Source organism: Spirosoma panaciterrae DSM 21099 (genome assembly GCF_000374025.1).
GTDB classification, from domain to species: domain Bacteria; phylum Bacteroidota; class Bacteroidia; order Cytophagales; family Spirosomataceae; genus Spirosoma; species Spirosoma panaciterrae.
This window is the reverse complement of sequence record NZ_KB893206.1, coordinates 26930-46702: the sequence shown is the minus strand read 5'-3', so window position 1 is coordinate 46702 and position 19773 is coordinate 26930. Positions and strand designations below refer to the sequence as shown.

Here is a 19773-nt window from a genome sequence, read left to right as displayed (position 1 = left end):
AAACAAAAACCAGATGTCTTTTTTCAAGTAGAAAAGACATCTGGTTTTTGTTTTTGGCCTTTTTGACTTGATGCCATCACACACAAAGGCCAAACCGATTATCAATCAACAGCTTAAACTTCTTCCTACCTTTGCCTTAATCGCTGATTTCAGATAATTCCTCCGGCCCTCCCTCATGGAAAAACTAAAACGATATTTCACCAGCATCGGCTTTGAGGGTTCTGATCTGGAGAAAATTCTAGCTTCGTTTCAATGCAGGGTATTCAAAAAGAACGACTTTGTTGTCCAGTTTGGGAAGACAAGCCGACACATTGGCTTTGTTGAAAGTGGCCTGTTTCAGTACTATGTGCTTAAGGATGGCGAAGAAAAGACAACTTACATATCCATTGAAAACACCTTTCTGGCTTCGGTTTTAAGTTTTGTCAGCGAAACGCCAGCCCTCGAAAATATCAGGGCGTTGACCGACGGGAGCATCAGCCTCATCAGCAAACCCAACCTTCAGGCGTTGATCAACGAAATTCCGCAGTTCAAAGATTTTTATATTACCCTTCTGGAAAGCACCATCTGCGGTATCGACGCCAGTCGAATCGATCTGATTGTATTGACCGCCGAACAACGCTACGAGAAAATGCTCCGGGACGAGCCCTTTCTTTTGCAGCAAATCCCCCTCCAGTATCTGGCGTCCATTCTGGGGGTAACTCCTCGACACCTCAGCCGTATCCGCAGTGCCATTCGATAACAGCACTTTTGCACGCCTACACTCAACTTTTTCTAGCCTTAAGAAGCGGTAATTCCGATCAGGAAGTTACTGCGTTTTCGTTTTGGACATTTGTCTAGTAGCCTCATTTTTAAGCGACTGACCTTTGCATCGTCAATCAAAAACGAACATTCTTATGAAATTCAAGCTGGCAATCGTTGCTTTTCTGTCTCTTTTATCAACTACGGTTTTTTCACAAAGTCGCTTTCCTAAGCATGAAATTAGCCTTAATGGTTTTCGGAATCCTTCCATCGGACTGGAATATCGCCATCAGCAAGTATCGGTACATGCAGGTTATTATATCACCGCGCTGGAACCAGGCATTACCACAAAATTCATCAAAATCGGCCTAACAACCTGGTTTCTGCCCGTTGGCAAACAGGAAAATCCGTCTTCCTTTTATGCAGGTATTTCGTATGTACGAGGCACGAACCTTGACTACAACGAGCAAAATGCAATGGGACTTGAAGCTGGTTTTCGCTGGATGGTCTGGAAAGGATTAAACCTCCGAATTGGCGGTATGGCTCTGCTGGCAAAAGACCATGATGTGAAAATAAATCCGACACCTGGTATCAGCTATTCGTTTGTCATCCATTAACACTGTCGCTCCTGTTCTACAACATAACGGCTCGAATTGATGAACCGGGTGGGATACCTCACGGGCGGATGCTTACACAATCAGTTTATAACCAATTCCCCGAACATTTACGATTTGTACCCTTGGATCGTCGCGCAGATGACGACGGAGCCGCGTGATGAATACATCCAGACTCCGGCCATTGAAAAAGCTATCGTCGCCCCAGAGTTCGAGCAATACGACCGCTCGTTCCAGCACCTGATTGCGCTGTTCGTACAACCGCCGAAGCAACTCCGCTTCCCGATGCGACAAAAGTAACTCAGAGCCATCGAGCGACAGTTTTTGTTTAGGTGGGTCGAACTGATAACGGCCAATGCGCACTCCATCCGGCTCGGCACGCTCTGGCCTGGGGGTGCGATTGCGTCGGAGCAAGGCATTGATCCGAACAATGAGTTCATCTAAACTGAACGGTTTTTTGAGGTAATCATTACCCCCTAATTCGAAACCACGCACCACATCAGCCGTTTGCGAGCGGGCCGTCAGAAATAGAATCGGGACATCGGGGTCGGTCTGGCGAATCTGCTGCGTGAGTGAGAAACCGTCCATATGAGGCATCATGACATCGGCCACGATAATGTCGGGGGGCTCTTCCCGAAACAACGTTAACCCTTCGACACCATCAGCCGCATAACGAACCGTAAACCCACGAACTTCCAGACTGTCTTTAACAATCATTCCCAGGGCGGGTTCGTCTTCGATCAGCAAAACGGTAGGCATATACAATGTAAACTACAGGATAATTGAAAACTCGCTTCCCTTTCCGGGCTCACTCTGCACCTGAATCCGCCCCCCATGCCGCTCCACTACCTGCCGAACGTAGGCCAGCCCTAGCCCAAAACCCTTCACGGGATGCAGGTCGCCGGTGGGCACCCGGAAGAAACGATCAAAAATGACCGACTGATACGTCCTGGCAATTCCGATGCCATTGTCCGTCACCGATAGTTGCCAACCAGGTTCATTCGGCCTATAAGCCAACCGAATATGCACGCGCTCATGCGAGTATTTAATGGCATTATCGATCAGGTTATTAAGGGCATTCCCGAAGTGAATACGGTCTACAGTAATTACAGCATCAGCCGGAATGTCGACCTCAAATGTGACCGATTTAATCGCTTTTACCTGATGGCTAGCGATAAGTTCGGCAGTAAGCCCGTACAGGTTTATGGCTTCGGGGTGTAGTACCAGTTCACGCTTTTCTTCAACGGCCAGATTCAGCACTTTCTCGACCAGATCCGACAATCGGTGCAGGTTTGTCTCTGAAATGGAAAGGTACTTCTCTGTTTTATTCGGATCAGCCAACGCACCAAAATGCTGCATGGCTTCTACGGCAGCAGTAACCGTAGCAATAGGTGTTTTGAGTTCATGCGTCATGTTGTTGATGAAGTCATTTTTCACCTCCGCCAGCTTCTTTTGCCGCAGAATGGTACTCAGCATGAACAAAAAGCACCCCGTCGTCAGCAACAACAGAAATACCGAACTACCCAGCAACCAACCCATTCGACCCAGTAGATACGACGCGGGCGACGGGAACGAAGCCCGGGCAAAAAGATGCTTTGCAGGGTTAACTGGGGCAGGTAAAGTACGTATTCCACCGTATGCTTTTTCTTCATCATTTCGCGGAACAATCAAGATATCTTCTCCATCGGCACGAGGTCGGATGGTCAGGGTATCGAGCTGGAAAGGTGATGATATTCCACGACGCTCAAGCTCAGTACGGTAGGCCGTTTCCAGCCTGGTCAAATCCAGCATACCCCCCTTCGACCAATCCAGCAAAACCAGACTCGAAATCCGACGGGCGAGTGTATCGGCAGTGATCATCGATGGCTTATCACCAGCCTGGACATTGACGCGATAAGTCACGACCCGGCCAGAGGGCGTGTTTTCACCGTTTGCACGTAAAGCCCCAGAACCTGAGTTAATAATCACCTGCGTATGTTCCGCCCCTACACCTGCTTCACCCGATGAGTTGTATCGACGGACAACAACACGCGGCCCTTTTGGATCTTCTCCCAACGATTTCGTATTCAGCAAACGGCTGGCCTGAGCCACCTGCTGGCGTTCCAGAACCTGAAGCAATAGATCCTGCACCGTCTGACTAAACTGCTGTCGGTTAAGCTGATAGGTAGTCCAGAGCCAGTACCCCTGAAAGGCATTGATACCGATGACACAGCACGTCATCAGCCAGAAAATGGAACGAATACGCCAGTTCATACTCAAAGCTACATGGTCTGGCTGGTGTTTGTATAGCCCTTAACACTACTTAACATTATATAGCAGTACGTTACAAAACTCCGCCTGACCTTTGGCTCACCAAATCAACTGATTCTTTATGAAACCGCTTATTCGTCGTATTTTCAGTCTATTGACCGTATTGTATGTGGCTGGCCCACTACTCGCTCAGAACCCATCAGGTTCCGATTGGGCCGGGCAGATTTCGTATGAAGGTGTCCGTTCCATTGACCCCAGCAGCATGCGCATCAACATCAACGGTGAAGACATCAAACCAGGCGACCCACGCTTTCCGACTGGTATTCCCGATGCCCGGATGTTTGGCCTCAAAACGCAGATTGCCAACCACTATGCCAAAGAAATTCGGGATGAAAAAAATACCGTTATTCACATTCGGGGCGACAACGGCCCAGTCCAGACCCATACGGTACTCCGCCCGTTTACCGAACAGGTGTATGTGGACCTGAATGGTCTGAAAAAGGTTACTGTGCTTACCGTAGGGAAAGACGCAGAAGCTAAAACGTATCAGGCCGAAGCGCCCCTTCAACGAGCGAGCGGCTGGGAGTTCTCGAACCAGACCAAAAAAATTGCGGGCTATACCTGCCGAAAAGCAAAAATCCCTTACAAAAAAGAAACCTACACGGTCTGGATTACCAACGAGCTGCCATTTACCTACTCGCCCATCCACGAACTAACGCCCGACAGTGGCGTGGTGTTACTGATTGAAGGTAGCCGCGAACAGTTCAAAGCCACCAAAGTAGATGCCTCTGGACCCGATGCCAGTTCGGTAATGCCAACAGTCAAAGCGCAGACGGTTACCCCCGAACAATTGGCCGACCTTCGCCAGAAAGCCATGGCCGACTTCCAGCAAAAATTGATGATCAACGAGCGGAATTAGATCGAATAGGGCTTGGGGAAGAGAAAAGGACCGTTCAAAAACACCCACCCTCTTTTTCTCAGCCTGTACCTCTCCCCATGCTACAGTATGAAATTCGCTCTCCTTATTCTCCTCATCAGCCTTTCTACTCACTTGATGGCCCAAACAAGGGTCACTAGACGCGAAATTCGGGGTTTCGTCCTCGATTCGACGAGTGGCAAACCACTTCGGCAGGCTTCTGTTTCGCTGCTGACAACCCACGATTCGAGTTATGTCACGGGCACCCTTACGGACGGCGATGGGCAGTTCAGTCTGCGAAATACAGGTAAAGGGGCATACCGCATTTTGATTACGTTTCTGGGTTACCGAAATCTATCCCTGCCTGTTACTCTCTCTACCGAAAAACCAATTCTGAACCTGGGGCTATTGCGCATGACCGAACAGAGCAACCAGCTTCAGGAAGTAGTGGTTCGGCAGGAAAGCGCTCCCATTGCTGTAAAAGGTGATACGCTGGAGTTCAATGCAGGATCGTTTAAAACTCAGCCCAACGCGCAGGTGGAAGAATTGCTCCGTAAACTGCCCGGTGTAGAAGTAAGCCGCGATGGCACCATCAAAGCCCAGGGGCAGACCGTCAGTCGGGTACTAGTCGATGGCAAACCATTTTTTGGCAACGATCCCAAAATGGCTACCCGAAATCTGCCCGCCGATATTGTCGATAAAGTTCAGTTGTACGATCAATCGTCCGATCAGTCATTGTTTTCGGGCATCGACGATGGTAACCGTGAGCGCACCATCAACCTGAGTTTAAAGCGCGATAAACGCAATGGGTATTTCGGGCAAAATTCGCTCGGCCTGGGTACCGCCCGCGACGGGCAGGACAACCGCTATCAGGCCCGGTTAAATCTGAACCGCTTTAGCAGCCGCGACAACGGACCAGGTCGGCAACTTTCGCTGATTGGTCAGGCCAATAACCTTAACCAGCAAAACTTTACCCTGGCCGACCCATCGGCCTCGGCACCTGTGTTTGTTGGTGGGCTCGGTGGCGGGCCTTCGGACAATCCGCAAATGCCAACCAATGTCGTTGACATAAAGGGAGGTGGGCTTAACTACCGGGACAAATGGGGAAAACGGATCGAAATAGCGACCAGTTATTTTCTGAATCAGGCGATCACAACCACCGACCAGCAGAGCCAGCGAACGAGTGTGCTACCCGAAAATTCGCTCATCACCGCCCAAAACAGGTATTCGCAGAACCGCCAGTTGACCCACCGATTCAATGCCCGTCTGGACTGGCAGCTCGACTCCCTGACCAGCCTCCGGCTCACGAGCAACCTACCCTGGCAAACTAGCGACTATACTAGTCAGACCAACAGCCAGTCGACTCTACCCGGACGGCTTACTTCAGTAGCCAAACAGGTCAATACGGGCGAAACCCACTATAACTCCAGCGGCAACAGCCTGAATCTATACAACAATCTGTTGCTCATGCGAAAATTTCGGAGGGAAGGCCGCACCCTGTCGCTTAATCTCAACACGACGCTGGGCGATGGCACAACGCAGGCCATTAATCAGTCGAACAACACCTTTTACGATTCAACAGGTACGAACCCGATCACCAACCGGCTGAACCAGCAGAATCGCCAAATGAGTAATGGTTTACAAAATACATTAACCCTGTCTTATACCGAACCCCTATCGCTCATTCAAAAACTGGAGTTTAAGTATACCTATTCGCTCAGCCGTAACCGCGCCGACCGACGAGTTAATGACCTGGACGAATCGACGGGCCTTTACGACCGTACCAATCCGCTACTCTCCAATCAATTTAACCGTGTCTTCGCTACGCATCGGGCGGGGGCTACCTGGCAAACCCGGCGATTGCGGTACTCGTATTCGCTGGGTCTGGAGGTACAGCAATCCAGCCTACAGGTCGATAACCGTTCCGTGGACACCAGCCAGCGTCGGCCCTATCTGAACCTGCTCCCCAATGCGTTGTTTAGCTACACGTTTTCCGGAAATCGAAATCTGCGCATCCAATACCTGACTCGCCTGAATCCGCCCTCCGTTAGCCAGTTACAGCCGACGATCGACAACAGTAATCCGCTGAACATCACAACTGGCAACCCAGCGTTAGCCCCGGAATTTTACAACAACCTGACGCTGAGCTACAACGGATCCAGCAGCCAGGGCACGAAGAGTCTGTTTATATTCGGTAGCCTGAACCAGAGCAACAATCGAATCGCTACAGCTACGACCATCAATACTGCTGGCATACAAACCACGCAACCCGTTAATGTTGGCGGATTTTGGTCGGCCAATGGTGTGTTTTCCCTAAGTCGGACGCTGAACCCGTCGAAAATCGGGATTACCTTAACGACCAATGCCCGTTTTAGCCGTGGCCTCAGTTTGATCAATGACCAAACGAACCAGTCGAAGACCAGTAGTATCGGTCAGGGCGTTCGGCTACAATCCAATTTCAACAACAGTCTGGAATATGGGGTAAGTGGCAACATCACCTACCAAACGGCTTCGTATTCGTTACTGCCCAAACAAAACACCACTTTCTGGCTCCAGTATGCCACGGCCGATTTGTACTGGAAGCTACCCTTTCGGTTCGTCCTTAGCAGCGACCTGACCTACACGGCTACCACCGGACGGGCAACTGGATATAATCAGCAGTTTATGCTCTGGAATGTGGCCCTGGCCCGGCAGTTTTTCAAAGGCAATACGGGCGAATTACGGCTGCAAGTGTTCGATCTGCTGAATCAGAATCGGAGTCTGACCCGCAACACAACCGATACCTACCTTGAGGATGTTCAGAGCCGGATACTCCGTCGGTATTTACTGGTGAGCTTCGTCTACAACCTTCGGAAGTTTGGAATTTGACCCTCTTTAACCGCAAAGACGCGACGACGCAACGGGTAAGTTTATTCTTTGCGTCGTCGCATCTTTGCGGTTAATTCGTTCTAGTGTACATTCGGCCTTGTTATTCCTACCTCTTATGTCGCCTACCACTACCCTATCACCGTCGAATTCGTTACGTCCCCTCTTTACGTTACCCGTCATCGTAGCCGCTCTGGGTTACTTTGTCGATGTGTATGATTTGCTGCTGTTCAACATCGTACGCGTTCCCAGCCTGAAAGACATTGGCCTGTCGGAGGCCGACATATCCATCATTGGCGGAAAAATCCTTAATTATCAGCAGGCTGGTCTATTGATCGGGGGCATTGTCTGGGGGATTCTGGGCGATAAACGGGGGCGGCTCTCCGTCCTGTTTGGCAGTATCATTACCTATTCGCTGGCCAATATCGCCTGTGGCTTTGTGCACGACCCACAACTGTATGCCATCCTTCGGTTTGTGGCGGGCCTGGGGCTGGCAGGCGAACTGGGCGCAGGCATAACGCTCGTCAGTGAGATTCTACCACCGCATCTGCGTGGGTATGGCTCGTCGCTGGTAGCCAGTGTCGGGCTATTGGGGGCTGTTGTTGCCTATTTTACCGTTGCCTTGTTCAACTGGCGCACAACCTATTTTGTTGGCGGTGGACTGGGACTAGGGCTGCTGCTGATGCGGGTGAGCGTATTGGAGTCGGGCATGTTCAAACGGACGCAGCAGGCAGGTGTTTCGCGGGGAAATTTCTGGGCGTTGTTCCGAAATAAAACGTCCGTTCTCCGCTACCTTCGCTGTATGGGCATTGCCGTTCCAACCTACTTTGTGATTGGTATTCTGGCCACGTTCGGCAACGAGTTTGGAAAGGCACTGGGCATTACCGAAGCCATTCAACCGGGCCGTTGCCTGATGCTGATGTACGTGGGTACGGTAGCGGGCGATCTATTCAGTGGTTTCCTGAGCCAATGGTTACGGGCTCGCCGGAGTGCCATCGGGCTGATGATGGGGCTGGCCCTGATTCTGGTGAGCATTTACCTGTTCGGTGGACTGCAATCGACCAGCTTGTTTTACAACAGCTACTTACTAATGGGGTTCAGCATCGGCTACATTGCCATGTTCCTGACCATTACGGCAGAGAGTTTCGGCACCAACCTTCGGGCTACCGCTACGACCTCGGTGGCCAACAATGTCCGGGCTACTACCTTGTTAAGTATTCCAGCCTATCAGGCTATGAAACCCTCGCTGGGCGTTATCGAATCGGCTGCTATCGTTGCTCTGGTTTGTTTTGCACTCGGCTTCTGGTCGCTCTTTACGATGGAAGAAACATTCGGTAAAGAGCTGGATTATAGTGAGTAGCCAGCAAACCTGCTAGTAAATTTCTTCAGTTTAGTTAGCGTAGAAAACATCATAAAACCGTAACATAGGTTTTACTATATTACAAAATATACATTTTGTAGATTTACAACTACATAAATTCTCCTTTGCGTTCTCCTGGTATATGCCTATACGTGGAAGAACCCATAGACTAATTTTACACATATAAATTTTTACGCATGAAATTCACACTTTACCCATTAGTTAGCTGCCTAACTGTTGTTGCCATTGCTTTTTCCTGCACGGACCACCGCATACCCGAATTAATGCCCTCCTGCCCGATCGTTCAGGAATCAATTAAGAGAGGCTACACAAGTACCGAGACGCCCCCCAATAGTGAAACCCTTACAATTGAAGGTGCACTCTACGGATTGCCAGCAGGCAAACAAACATTTATTTTAGTGCCTACCGAAACGCACACCTATTCCTATAACGCACAGAAACTTCTCACTCAGGAGAGCAGACTCTATACCAATTCTAATAGTACTATCAACTATGAGTATACTTCATCCACGATTAAGCAATCGGAATTTACGGGAGGCAATCTTACTAAAGTAACCAGCTATTCATTGAATAGCCAAAGCCTGATTGGGTCGATTATCAATGGCAATACAACGTATAAATACGATGCCAATGGGTATCTCATCGAAACAACAGAAATGCTCAGCCCAACAGTCATCCAAAAAACGACCTATACTATTGACAATGGCAATGTGATCAAAATGGAAATGACCAATCCAAATTTCGTATTGACGATTGTGTACACATACGATCTTACCAAAGAAAATATACCGCCTAAAAAACTATTTGAAGGTCGTCCAAGCCGAAACCTATTGATTAAATCATCACAGGATTACCATCAGTTCGACATTAATCTTTACACAAACTTCACGGCCACGTATAGCTACACCTACGATAAGCAGGGAAAGGTGCAGCGCAAGCTGGAAGTACTCATTTACAAAAGTGGTGTAGGTGGTATCAATCCGAACGCTGCCGGCCCCCCTTCCATCAGCACGACAGATTACTCCTACGCTTGTCAGTAAACTGCACACTACACAAAAGCCCCTTGGCTCCCGGCTCGTCTGCGATACAATAGCGGACGAGCCGTTTCTTATAAACTTGGGCGTTTCATAAACCAGGGGCGTTCCTGCTCTAACTGGCTGGCCAGTCGGAATAAGGTGGCTTCGTCACCGAGTTTGGCGGCAAACATAACGCCGATTGGCAAACCATCAGCCGACCAGTGTAGCGGTACCGACATGGAGGGCTGCCCCGTCATGTTGGTAATGACCGTAAAGGAAATATAGCCCAGCGAGCGTTCGGCCAGATCATCGACCGTTTTGCTGCCTTTCAGGTATTTTAAACCGCCTAGTGAGTCAACCAGTTTGAGAAGCCGTTCTTCCGAGGATTTATTCTGAAACGTTCCGATCGCAATGGGGGGTCGGGGTAATGTCGGGGAAAGGAACAGGTCGTAAGTTTCGTGGAGCTTACCCATACTGCGGTTGAGTGTATTCCAGCGTCGTTTCTGATAGGCCAGATCAGCGGCAGAGAATCCTTCAGCTAGCCGGGCCTGCGCCCAGGTATTTAGCTCGACATCATCACGCCGAACCGGACGCCCCAGATACTCGCCCAGTTCGCGAAGGGTAGCGGCTGTTTCGCTCAATACATTCACGAAAAAAGCTTCTGTAACGATGGTTTTCTCGTAGGGCAACGGGATTTCGTCAACCGAATGCCCTAGCTTTTCCAGCAGTCTGGCCGTTTCCTGAACCGCCCGAATGCATTCTGGATCAACCATTTGGCCTGGCATCAGGGGCTGGGTAGAGAACGCAATCCGCAACTTATCGGGCTCACGACCCACTTCTTCCCGAAAAGGTCGCTCAGGGGCAGGTAGAAAATACGGATCACCCGGCATAGGCCCTGCAATAGCGTCGAGCAGAGCGGCACTATCCCGTACACTGCGCGTAACGGCAAGCCCGGTCACCGCTCCATTCCATAATTCGCCAAAACGGGGACCAAGCGTAACCCGCCCCTTCGATGGTTTCAGTCCGAACAAGCCACAGCACGACGCCGGAATCCGAATGGAACCACCCCCATCTGATGCCGTTGCCGCTGGAACGATACCAGCGGCAACGGCCACGGCCGACCCGCCACTCGAACCACCCGGCGAATGCGTTTGTTTCCAGGGGTTGCGGGCAGGGCCGTACAGCTTCGATTCGGTATACGGTGTCAGCCCAAATTCGGGTGTATTGGTTTTTCCGAAGAAAACTAATCCGGCGGCTTTCAATCGTTTAATCACTTCACTATCCGCCGTCGACACATAGTTCTGATAGCCCCGGCAACCTGATTTCATCGGTGTGCCAGCCCACTCTAGTTCCAGATCTTTCAGCAAAAAAGGTACACCCCGAAAGGGACCAGTCTCTGGTAATTCCTTTGTCATGGCCCGGCCTTTGTCGTACAGGGGCGTAACAATCGCATTCAGTTGTGGATTCACGGCCTCGGCACGGACAATAGCCGTTTCCAGCAACTCGGCCGGAGTTACCTCTCCCGTTCTGACAAGTTCGGCCAGGGCTGTGGCATCATGGATAACATACTCGTCGAACGGCAGGGATTTGGGTGATGGTGGCATGAAAATAAGGCGTAGGGGAATGGCGAAGTCTGCTGATAACGAAAATACAGAATACGGCTAAATTCTACCCACGCCCAACCAACCCATCCCAAAACTTCTTTCCCCATTCAATGACGCCCCCCTACAGCGTAAATCATTTTTTTATGACGTTGCGATCTATCATCCGTTTAATAGATCGAAAACTGAACGGGAGGCAACGTAACGGTTTCCCACCAATAGGCTCGTAATTCGTTGAAATAAGCAACCCAGTCTGTGTAATCAATCGGTTTGATCAAATACGACGAAACCCCTGCGTGGTAGGCCTCTTCAATATCCAGATGATCGTCGGATGAGCTAAACATAATTAACGGAATCCGACTGATGGAGGTAGACATACCCTTAATGTGAGTCAACAACTGCCACCCTGCTTCCCGCGTTGGGAGGTACAAATCCTGCAGAATCAGTTGAGGCAGTTCCCATTCCTGAGTATCCCACTCCTGAAGCAACTCAATTGTCTGCTGTACACTGCTTACATAAACAAGCGTAACGTCTGGAAGGCAGTGCTGCATGGCCTTTTTTATTAACATCCAATGATCCGAGCTATCATCGATCACCAGCACTTTGGCTCGTTTAAAGTTTTGCCGCATACGCTATTCCTGAGTTAATGTTGGCCTAAAGCTACTCTGTAAAATTAATCAAAACCTACCAACCAGCTAGTCTTTTAGCCAATTATTACATACAAATCATATTATGATTGGCGATTTATATATAGACAACCCCATCCCCCCAGTTTTACCCAAAAATAGTGAGGCAACGGGGCAGCATTCAGATCAATAAGCGAGCCTTGATTCCGCTCTTAATTTCTATTTCTGTAATGCCCCATTTCCTAACTATGAATAACCTGTTAGCCTGAATTGGTGTAAGTCCAGCAGTACTAACAATTATTTATTTACTCAATGAAAAACATGACCAATTCTACGCAAACTACGCCCGGAATGACTTCCGTCCAACGGCGATCGTTTTTGCGAACTGTCGGAGCCGCAGCGGTCACCGGAGGCATTCTAACCGCCTGCTCCACAGCAGATCTACACGTAAGTCCAAACGGGGCGCGGGCAGCAGCAGCGGGCGAGGCAATACTCCTACCCGGTGGTGATCTGGGTATTCTAAATTATGCCTTTGTTCTCGAACAGCTTGAAGCTCGTTTTTACGAAATGGTGCTTGCTAATCCCTATTCGGGCATGACAGCTATGGAAATGCAGTTGTTCCAGGATTTACGCAACCATGAGGTTACGCACCGGGCTTTCTACCGAACGGCCCTGGGGGGCGCTGGAATCCCTGACCTGACCTTCGATTTTAGCAGCATCAATTTCCGCCAGCGCACCGACGTACTGGAAGCTGCCCGGATGTTTGCCGAAGTAGGCACGGCAGCGTATACAGGCGGTGGTAAATACCTGACCGATCCCGAAAACCTGAAAGTAGCGGGTAAAATTGTTTCGCTCGAAGCCCGGCACGTAGCCATCATCCGTGAGATGGAGTACATGAATCAAACGGCCTTCTCGGGCGAAAACATCGTAATGGACGGGCTATTCATTAAAATGGAGCCTTCGGAAGTGCTGCCCAAAGCGCAGAAATATATCCTTGAAAAAATCGATGGTCGTAACCTCCCGACAGCCGTCGCCTAAACCCAGTTAAGCGCATGAACTTACAAAATTTATTCAACGAACTCGAACAGGTTGATGGTGACTTTATCGGACGGATGGAACACGTATCCCGTCGCGGACTGTTTAGCGCATTGACCAAAAAAACAGTGGCTGTTGCCGCACCAACGATCCTGGCCTCGGCACTCAATAAAGCCTACGGACAGGGTATGACCTTACCCGACAATGTGGTGGATGTGCTCAACTTTGCCCTTACGCTGGAGTATCTGGAGTACCGTTTTTACGACATTGGCAACAACCTGACCATGATCCCTTCGCAGTATAAACCTGCGTTTGAACTCATTCGCCAACACGAAGAACTTCACGTCAAACTCCTCAAAAAAGTGCTGGGTTCTAAAGCCATCCCTGAGCCGAAGTTTGACTTTACAGCCAAAGGGATGTTCCCGGATGTGTTTAGCAATTTCCAGACCTTCGCGGCTGTGTCGCAGGGGTTTGAAGATACGGGTGTACGAGCCTACAAAGGTCAGGCTCCTAACCTGATGAACGCCAAACCCATTCTGGAAACAGCACTGCAAATTCACTCAACCGAAGCGACGCATGCGGCCCGGGTTCGGTTCCTGCGTGGTCAGAAAGGATGGATTCCGCTGGCAAGTCCGTCGGGTTTACCACCAGCCGTTGGGGCTATGGTGTACAAAGGCGAAGACAATGTAGTCCAGAAAAACATCAATCTGGCGGGAATTCTGGGAAGCCTGGTACCCCTAGAAGGCATTACCGAGGCCTTCGACGAACCCCTTACGAAAGAAGAAGTGCTGGAGATTGTGAAGCCTTTCCTGGCCTGATGGTTTTGCTATAGCGCAACTCGGTTGAACCGCGAAGACGCGATAGACAAAAAGACTAAACGTTTAGGTATAGCTCTTTGCGTCTATCGCGTCTTCGCGGTTTATGAAAATATAGGTGTCAGTTCTTCTTACCCGGTTTAGGAAACACCTGATGCCTACGGGCCCACTGGTGCCATTCGAATGCTAGTTGGCGTACTTTATCGGGGTGATGAACGGCTACGTCCTGTGTTTCGGTTCGGTCAGTGGCCAGATTGAACAGATGCCAGGTGGTATCGCGACTGGCCGATACGAGTTTCCAATGGCCAGAACGAGCATAACGGGCACCAAAATGCTCATTGAACAGCGACACATGACCCGCTGACGCCTTCCCCTGAAACGAGGGCACCAGGCTAATGCCAGTTGTTGGAGTAATGGGGTGGCCTTTGTAGGTGGCTGGGTATTTGGCACCGGTCAATTCGACAAACGTGCGCATAAAATCCATCACATGCCCCACCTGTGCGCTGTAGCTGCCTTTGGGAGCCGTAATACCAGCGGGCCAGAAGGCCACCAATGGCGTATGGACGCCCCCTTCATACGACTCTGCTTTCCAGTATTGGTAAGGTGTATTGGCCACATTGGCCCAACGCTGCCCAATTGATGCATACGAAGTTTGAGGTCCGGGCAGGATCTGCTTTTTCAGGTCATACACGATCTTACGGCCATCCCGCGTTTCGCTTGGGCGGTCGAAACCGGGACCATAGGCAGCACAATTTTCAGGACTGGCCCCATTGTCCGACAAAAACAGGATCAAGGTGTTATCGAGTTGACCGTTCTTCCGCAATGCGCTGATCATCCGCCCAATTCCCTGGTCCATCCGATCGATCATAGCCGCATGAACGGCCATTGCCTGTGCATCCCATTCTTTATCAGGGTTAGCCTCCCAGGTTAAATCATCCTGAAAGCGTTTCGATAAGGGCGTTCGGGCCGGATCGATCAGACCCAATTGGCTCATTTTCTGATACCGGGCTTTTCGTATGGCCTCCCACCCAACTTTGTAGGTGTCTTTGTATTTGGCAATATCTTCCGGCAACGCCATCAGCGGCCAGTGAGGAGCCGTTTCGGCCACATAAATAAAAAACGGGGCTGAGGCTTTACTGAATTCGTTGATATAGGCCACCGTTGTGTCGTTGATAGCATCGGTATGATAGTAGTTTTTCGGCACCTGCCGAACGGGAGTCGTGCCACTGACCAGACTAAACGGGTCAAAAAATCGACAACGCCCCAGATGTTGCCAAAATATTTATCGAACCCACGACTGGTTGGATACTGGTCGAGGGGCGCAAAGTTCCCAAATTCTTTCTGGTGGTTCAGCCAGGCCAGTTGCTCTTTTGGGTCCTTCTGCACGGTGGTATTGGAAACGTGCCACTTACCCGTCATGGCGGTTTGATAGCCAGCCATCTTCAAGACTTCGGCCAGCGTAACCGTATTCTCAGTCAGATGCCCACGGTAGCCGGGCTCGTCTTCCAGATCGGTCATTTTTCCAATGCCTGCCTGCTGGTTGTATAACCCCGTCAGCAACGACGCCCGTGTCGGGCAGCAGCGCGACGTGTTGTAAAATTGCGTATAGCGAATGCCATTGCTGGCCAGGTAATCGAGATTGGGCGTCCGGATTTCTCCCCCATAACAACCCAGATCCGAAAATCCCATATCGTCGGCCATGATGACAATGATGTTTGGCTTACGGACAGCCCGTGATTTTTGCACAGAGTAGTTTATCTCGAATCCCCCCAGCAGGACAAGCATAGCCATCCCTGCTACTAAAACTGATACCAGAATCAGACCCTTTTTCATTCAGATTTTGGAATTACTTAATTACGCTAGTAGCCAACGACAGCCCATATTTCAGTTGGTCAATTGCAAACCGTTCGGCACAATAGCAATAATCTACAAAGCGCTGATGGCAATAACCTTACCCCAAACCATGTTTAACTAGGTTCCACTCTGCTTAATCGATTCATCCATTCGGTTATTTTCTTTTCTACAAATAGGGAGTTTTACCCATATCGGTTGCTTTAGTAGGTCATACATTACCTAAATCCTGGCAGCATGAAACCAAACGGGCCGCATCGTTTTTTTGGGAAAGACATATTCAGGCAGTCACCAATTAGCTATTCGATTGCCCTACTGCTGGCTATTAGCCCATTTTCGCTCTTTGCTCAGTCGAGCGTAAAAGCGGTGTCGCTGTTTGATGGAAAGACACTGAACGGCTGGAAAACCGTCGACCCGGCACAGGCTGGTTGGTGGTCGGTGAAAGACAGCGTGATTCATAGTGGCGACGGTGTCAACAAGATACCCGAAAATACCTATCTGCATACGTTGAAAGAGTATGGTGATTTCGAATTTCGCTGTTTGTTCCGGCTCTATGGCGACCCTAAAACGGGGATGATCAACAGCGGCATTCAGTATCGGTCCATTATTGAAGGCAAAAAGATTATCGGGTACCAGGCCGACATTGGCAATGGCTACTGGGGTGATCTGTACGACGAACATCGCCGGGAAAAGTTGGTTGGCGGTGATCTGCGAACGCTCAAACACCTGCTGAAAGAAGATGGCTGGAATAGCTATATCATCCGCTGCAAAGGCAACCACCATGAATTATACATCAACGGTGTCAAAACCTGCGACTATACAGAGCAGGACAGTAAAATTCCCAACAAGGGCGTGATTGCCGTCCAGATTCACAGCGGTGGCGTTGCCCAGGTTGAATTTAGAGACTTGACGATAAACGAGTTGTAAACCCGCCCCCCCTATTCTTATGCGTAATCTCCGTTTTCTAACGCTTTTACTGCCACTCCTGACCCTGCTGGCTGGTCCTGACTGTGCCGCCCAATCGTCCAAAACCAAATCTGCGGCTCCAGACACCGCCAAAGTCGACCGGGAGTATGCGCTTGAAGCCACAATGCTGGGCTTTTTTGCAAAAGACGGGGCTCGCAACCCTACCTTAAAAGCCAACAAAGGCGACCGGGTCCGCATCACGATCACTAATGGCGAGTTGATGACCCATGACATTGCCCTCGAAAAACTGGGTATTAAAAGCAAAACACTCCAGGAAAAAGGGACCAAAGCCAGTATCACCTTCAAAGCCGACAAAAGCGACACCTACTATTGTACCGTTCCGGGCCACCGGGCGGCTGGTATGGTCGGTAACTTTGAGGTAGTTGAAGGGTCTGTCACCGATGCCACCGTTGCCGGACAGACACCCATGAAAAACGGCCAGCCGCTCAACCTCAATTTCGAAACCGGTACGCTGAAAGACTGGAAAGCTACCGGCGATGCCTTCACCAATGCAGTTTTTGGGCAGGATGACCCGTCGCCCGTGCATGAAAAAGACATGCATATCGGTTTCGATGGCAAGTATTTTCTGAGTAGTGGCGGCACAGCCAACGCCAAACAAACGGGTACCTTAACCTCAGTACCGTTTACCGTTACGCAGCCCTACGCGGCCTTTAAAGTGTCGGGAGGAGCGTTGCAGGATACCCGCGTCGAGATCGTACAGGCCAGCACCGACAAGGTGATTTTCCACAGCACCGGACAGGGCCGCGCAACGCTTCAGCCCGTTGTAGTCGATCTGCAACCGTATCTGAATCAGGAGATTTACATCCGCATCATCGACAATGAAACGGGGATTTCGCAGATTCCGTACATCCCGCACGACAAATGGGCACACATCAATTTCGATGATTTTCAGTTTTACGCCACCCGTCCGACGTTCCCTAATGAACTGAAACAGAAAGACATTATCATTCTACCCCCGCTCGACCCGGTCCTGAATGCGGGGCTTTCGGGCACGAAAGCGGCTCAGGCCATGACCCTGCCCAACGGCTTCAAGATGACGCTGGCGGCTTCGGAACCTGACATTGTCAAGCCAATCTGTTTTACCGTCGACTGGCGGGGTCGGCTTTGGGTGGTCGAATCGCACACCTACCCAGTTCCGGCTCCCGAAGGCCAGGGCCGCGATAAGATTTTCATCTTTGAAGACACCAACGGCGACGGCACCCTCGACAGCAAGAAGGTATTTATCGAAGGCCTGAATCTGGTGAGTGGTATGGAAGTGGGTATGGGGGGCGTTTGGGTTGGAGCCGCTCCGTACCTACTGTTTATCCCGGCTGATTTCAAAACCGACAAACCGCTGGGACCACCCCAGAAAATGCTTGATGGCTGGGGCCTTGAAGACACCCACGAAACCCTCAACAGCCTACGCTTTGGGCCCGATGGCTGGTTGTATGGTACGCACGGGGTGTTTACTCACTCGAACGTGGGCAAGCCCGGCACCCCCGATTCGGAGCGGACCAAATTGAACGCAGGCGTCTGGCGGTATCACCCCACTACGCACCAATTTGAACTCTTCGCTGAAGGAACCAGCAACCCCTGGGGCCTCGATTTCAACGACTACGGCCATGCGTTCATTACGGCCTGCGTAATTCCGCATATGTACCACATGATTCAGGGCGGACGTTACCAGCGGCAGGCCGGAAAGCACTTCAACCCATACACTTACGACGACATAAAAACCCATGCCGACCATGTACACTGGGTAGGTGAGCGGGGACCTCACGCGGGCAATTTCCGGTCGGCCTCGGCGGGTGGTGGTCACGCCCATTCGGGAGCGATGATCTACCTCGGCAACAGTTGGCCACAGGAGTACCGCAACGATATTTTCATGAACAACATCAACGGGGCGCGGTTCAACCGAGATCATCCGGCCCGTTCGGGAACCGGCTATGCGGTATCGCACAAGCCCGATTTTATTGTCATGAACGATTCGTGGTCGCAGTGGCTCAACTTTAAATACGATGCCAGCGGCTCGGTCTGGGTAATCGACTGGTACGACAAAAACCAGTGCCATAGCCCTAACCCGGATGTACACGACAAAACGATGGGCCGGATTTTCAAACTGAGCCACGAAAACGACAAGTGGGTGCAGGTCGATTTGCGAAAGGCATCGGATATGGATCTGGTGAAGGCGCAACTGAACCCCAACGACTGGTATGTACGGCAGGCCCGGACCATTTTGCAGGAGCGCGGCCAAAACAAGAAAGTCCATAAGGCGCTGAAAGAGATTCTGGCGCAAAACCCCGATGCAACCCGTAAGCTGCGGGCACTCTGGGCCTTGCACGTGACGAAAGGCCTTACCGACAAAGACCTGAACGATCTGCTCTCGAACGAAAACGAATATGTCCGGAGCTGGGCGATTCAACTACTGGCCGAAGATAAAACCGTTTCGCCAGAGACGTTGAAGCAGTTTGCGACTATGGCGCAGAATGACAATTCGGCCCTGGTTCGACTGTACCTGACCTCGGCCATGGGCCGAATCGATCCGGGCCAGCGGTGGGACGTACTGGATGCGCTCGTCCAGAAAGAGCAGGACAAAGATGACCATAACCAGCCGCTTATGCTGTGGTATGCCACCGAGCCTCTGGCCGCTGTCGACATGAAACGGGCGCTGAATCTGGCGCAGAAGTCGAAAATGCCGAAGCATCTGAACTACATGATCCAGCGAATCGGGGCCATCAATACTGACGACTCGAAAAAGCTGCTGAAAGAGTTCAACGACCGCGTGGGCAAGCTCGAACACTCGCACGAGAACCACGAAATCCAGGCATTGATTGCTAAAGTATTGGGAGAATAGTTTCGAAAATAGAACGCAGATTATTCTAGAGTCTGTTTATATTTTCTTTAATCGATCAAGAATGAGTTCTTTTTTGTCATCCCGACGCAGGAGGGATCTCCGGGCGAGGAATATTTGATCACATTGCCCAGAGATCCCTCCTGCGTCGGGATGACAAAAAATTATTGAAACAAAAGTTTAAACAGGTTGATGATTTGGTATCAATCAACCATAAAAATCTGTTGGGGCCGCCCACTGCGGTTATA

General features: G+C 50.5%; 14 protein-coding genes and 1 pseudogene. 10 read left to right on the top strand and 5 right to left on the bottom strand.

The genetic code is table 11. The annotated features are described in order from the left end of the window. Positions 1 to 175: 175 nt before the first annotated feature. Positions 176 to 739 (top strand): Crp/Fnr family transcriptional regulator, encoded by a 564-nt coding sequence (locus B153_RS0125055; RefSeq protein WP_020599494.1) that lies wholly within the window; start codon positions 176 to 178, stop codon positions 737 to 739. A 154-nt stretch (positions 740 to 893) separates the two neighbouring features. Further along, entirely contained in the window at positions 894 to 1355 is a 462-nt protein-coding gene (locus tag B153_RS0125050; protein WP_020599493.1) for a hypothetical protein, read from the top strand. 72 nt (positions 1356 to 1427) lie between these two features. Here B153_RS0125050 and B153_RS0125045 read toward each other — a convergent pair whose 3' ends face one another. Both B153_RS0125045 and B153_RS0125040 read right to left on the bottom strand, forming a co-directional pair. Continuing rightward, entirely contained in the window at positions 1428 to 2111 is a 684-nt protein-coding gene (locus B153_RS0125045; RefSeq protein WP_020599492.1) for a response regulator transcription factor, read from the bottom strand. 12 nt (positions 2112 to 2123) lie between these two features. After that, positions 2124 to 3605, bottom strand: a complete 1482-nt coding sequence (locus tag B153_RS0125040; RefSeq protein ID WP_020599491.1) for a sensor histidine kinase — start codon at positions 3603 to 3605, stop codon at positions 2124 to 2126. A 118-nt stretch (positions 3606 to 3723) separates the two neighbouring features. Between B153_RS0125040 and B153_RS0125035 the strand changes: the two genes are divergently transcribed. From B153_RS0125035 to B153_RS0125020, 4 genes are all read left to right on the top strand, one after another. Beyond that, on the top strand, positions 3724 to 4521 hold the full coding sequence (locus B153_RS0125035) for a hypothetical protein (protein WP_020599490.1): 798 nt from the start codon (positions 3724 to 3726) through the stop codon (positions 4519 to 4521). 87 nt (positions 4522 to 4608) lie between these two features. Further along, positions 4609 to 7386, top strand: a complete 2778-nt coding sequence (locus tag B153_RS0125030; RefSeq protein ID WP_026262435.1) for an outer membrane beta-barrel protein — start codon at positions 4609 to 4611, stop codon at positions 7384 to 7386. A 115-nt stretch (positions 7387 to 7501) separates the two neighbouring features. After that, entirely contained in the window at positions 7502 to 8743 is a 1242-nt protein-coding gene (locus B153_RS0125025; protein ID WP_020599488.1) for an MFS transporter, read from the top strand. Positions 8744 to 8940: 197 nt separating this feature from the next. Next, positions 8941 to 9804 carry a hypothetical protein gene (locus B153_RS0125020; RefSeq protein WP_157634845.1) on the top strand — a complete coding sequence of 288 codons (864 nt, stop codon included), beginning with the start codon at positions 8941 to 8943 and terminating at the stop codon, positions 9802 to 9804. 68 nt (positions 9805 to 9872) lie between these two features. Here the strand turns inward: B153_RS0125020 and B153_RS0125015 are convergent, their stop codons facing one another. Both B153_RS0125015 and B153_RS0125010 read right to left on the bottom strand, forming a co-directional pair. Further along, complete coding sequence (locus B153_RS0125015) at positions 9873 to 11384, bottom strand: amidase (RefSeq protein WP_020599486.1); 1512 nt, start codon at positions 11382 to 11384, stop codon at positions 9873 to 9875. 167 nt (positions 11385 to 11551) lie between these two features. Next, a complete protein-coding gene (locus B153_RS0125010; RefSeq protein WP_020599485.1) occupies positions 11552 to 12010 on the bottom strand; it encodes a response regulator in 459 nt (152 codons plus the stop codon). A gap of 318 nt (positions 12011 to 12328) precedes the next feature. Between B153_RS0125010 and B153_RS0125005 the strand changes: the two genes are divergently transcribed. Both B153_RS0125005 and B153_RS0125000 read left to right on the top strand, forming a co-directional pair. After that, positions 12329 to 13045, top strand: coding sequence for a ferritin-like domain-containing protein (locus B153_RS0125005; protein ID WP_342664820.1), 717 nt, complete (start codon positions 12329 to 12331; stop codon positions 13043 to 13045). Positions 13046 to 13059: 14 nt separating this feature from the next. Continuing rightward, positions 13060 to 13860, top strand: coding sequence for a ferritin-like domain-containing protein (locus B153_RS0125000; RefSeq protein WP_020599483.1), 801 nt, complete (start codon positions 13060 to 13062; stop codon positions 13858 to 13860). Positions 13861 to 13978: 118 nt separating this feature from the next. Here the strand turns inward: B153_RS0125000 and B153_RS35860 are convergent. Further along, positions 13979 to 15642 (bottom strand): annotated as a pseudogene (locus B153_RS35860) (arylsulfatase). A 303-nt stretch (positions 15643 to 15945) separates the two neighbouring features. Between B153_RS35860 and B153_RS0124990 the strand changes: the two are divergent. Beyond that, a complete protein-coding gene (locus B153_RS0124990; RefSeq protein ID WP_020599482.1) occupies positions 15946 to 16635 on the top strand; it encodes a 3-keto-disaccharide hydrolase in 690 nt (229 codons plus the stop codon). A 19-nt stretch (positions 16636 to 16654) separates the two neighbouring features. Beyond that, positions 16655 to 19528 (top strand): PVC-type heme-binding CxxCH protein, encoded by a 2874-nt coding sequence (locus B153_RS0124985; protein ID WP_020599481.1) that lies wholly within the window; start codon positions 16655 to 16657, stop codon positions 19526 to 19528. Positions 19529 to 19773: the final 245 nt, after the last annotated feature.

Bases quoted from the DNA above. Each gene is read 5' to 3' on its own strand.
- B153_RS0125055 (WP_020599494.1), top strand. From the start codon at position 176: ATGGAAAAACTAAAACGATATTTCACCAGCATCGGCTTTGAGGGTTCT.
- B153_RS0125050 (WP_020599493.1), top strand. From the start codon at position 894: ATGAAATTCAAGCTGGCAATCGTTGCTTTTCTGTCTCTTTTATCAACT.
- B153_RS0125045 (WP_020599492.1), bottom strand. From the start codon at position 2,111: ATGCCTACCGTTTTGCTGATCGAAGACGAACCCGCCCTGGGAATGATT.
- B153_RS0125040 (WP_020599491.1), bottom strand. From the start codon at position 3,605: ATGAACTGGCGTATTCGTTCCATTTTCTGGCTGATGACGTGCTGTGTC.
- B153_RS0125035 (WP_020599490.1), top strand. From the start codon at position 3,724: ATGAAACCGCTTATTCGTCGTATTTTCAGTCTATTGACCGTATTGTAT.
- B153_RS0125030 (WP_026262435.1), top strand. From the start codon at position 4,609: ATGAAATTCGCTCTCCTTATTCTCCTCATCAGCCTTTCTACTCACTTG.
- B153_RS0125025 (WP_020599488.1), top strand. From the start codon at position 7,502: ATGTCGCCTACCACTACCCTATCACCGTCGAATTCGTTACGTCCCCTC.
- B153_RS0125020 (WP_157634845.1), top strand. From the start codon at position 8,941: ATGAAATTCACACTTTACCCATTAGTTAGCTGCCTAACTGTTGTTGCC.
- B153_RS0125015 (WP_020599486.1), bottom strand. From the start codon at position 11,384: ATGCCACCATCACCCAAATCCCTGCCGTTCGACGAGTATGTTATCCAT.
- B153_RS0125010 (WP_020599485.1), bottom strand. From the start codon at position 12,010: ATGCGGCAAAACTTTAAACGAGCCAAAGTGCTGGTGATCGATGATAGC.
- B153_RS0125005 (WP_342664820.1), top strand. From the start codon at position 12,329: ATGACCAATTCTACGCAAACTACGCCCGGAATGACTTCCGTCCAACGG.
- B153_RS0125000 (WP_020599483.1), top strand. From the start codon at position 13,060: ATGAACTTACAAAATTTATTCAACGAACTCGAACAGGTTGATGGTGAC.
- B153_RS0124990 (WP_020599482.1), top strand. From the start codon at position 15,946: ATGAAACCAAACGGGCCGCATCGTTTTTTTGGGAAAGACATATTCAGG.
- B153_RS0124985 (WP_020599481.1), top strand. From the start codon at position 16,655: ATGCGTAATCTCCGTTTTCTAACGCTTTTACTGCCACTCCTGACCCTG.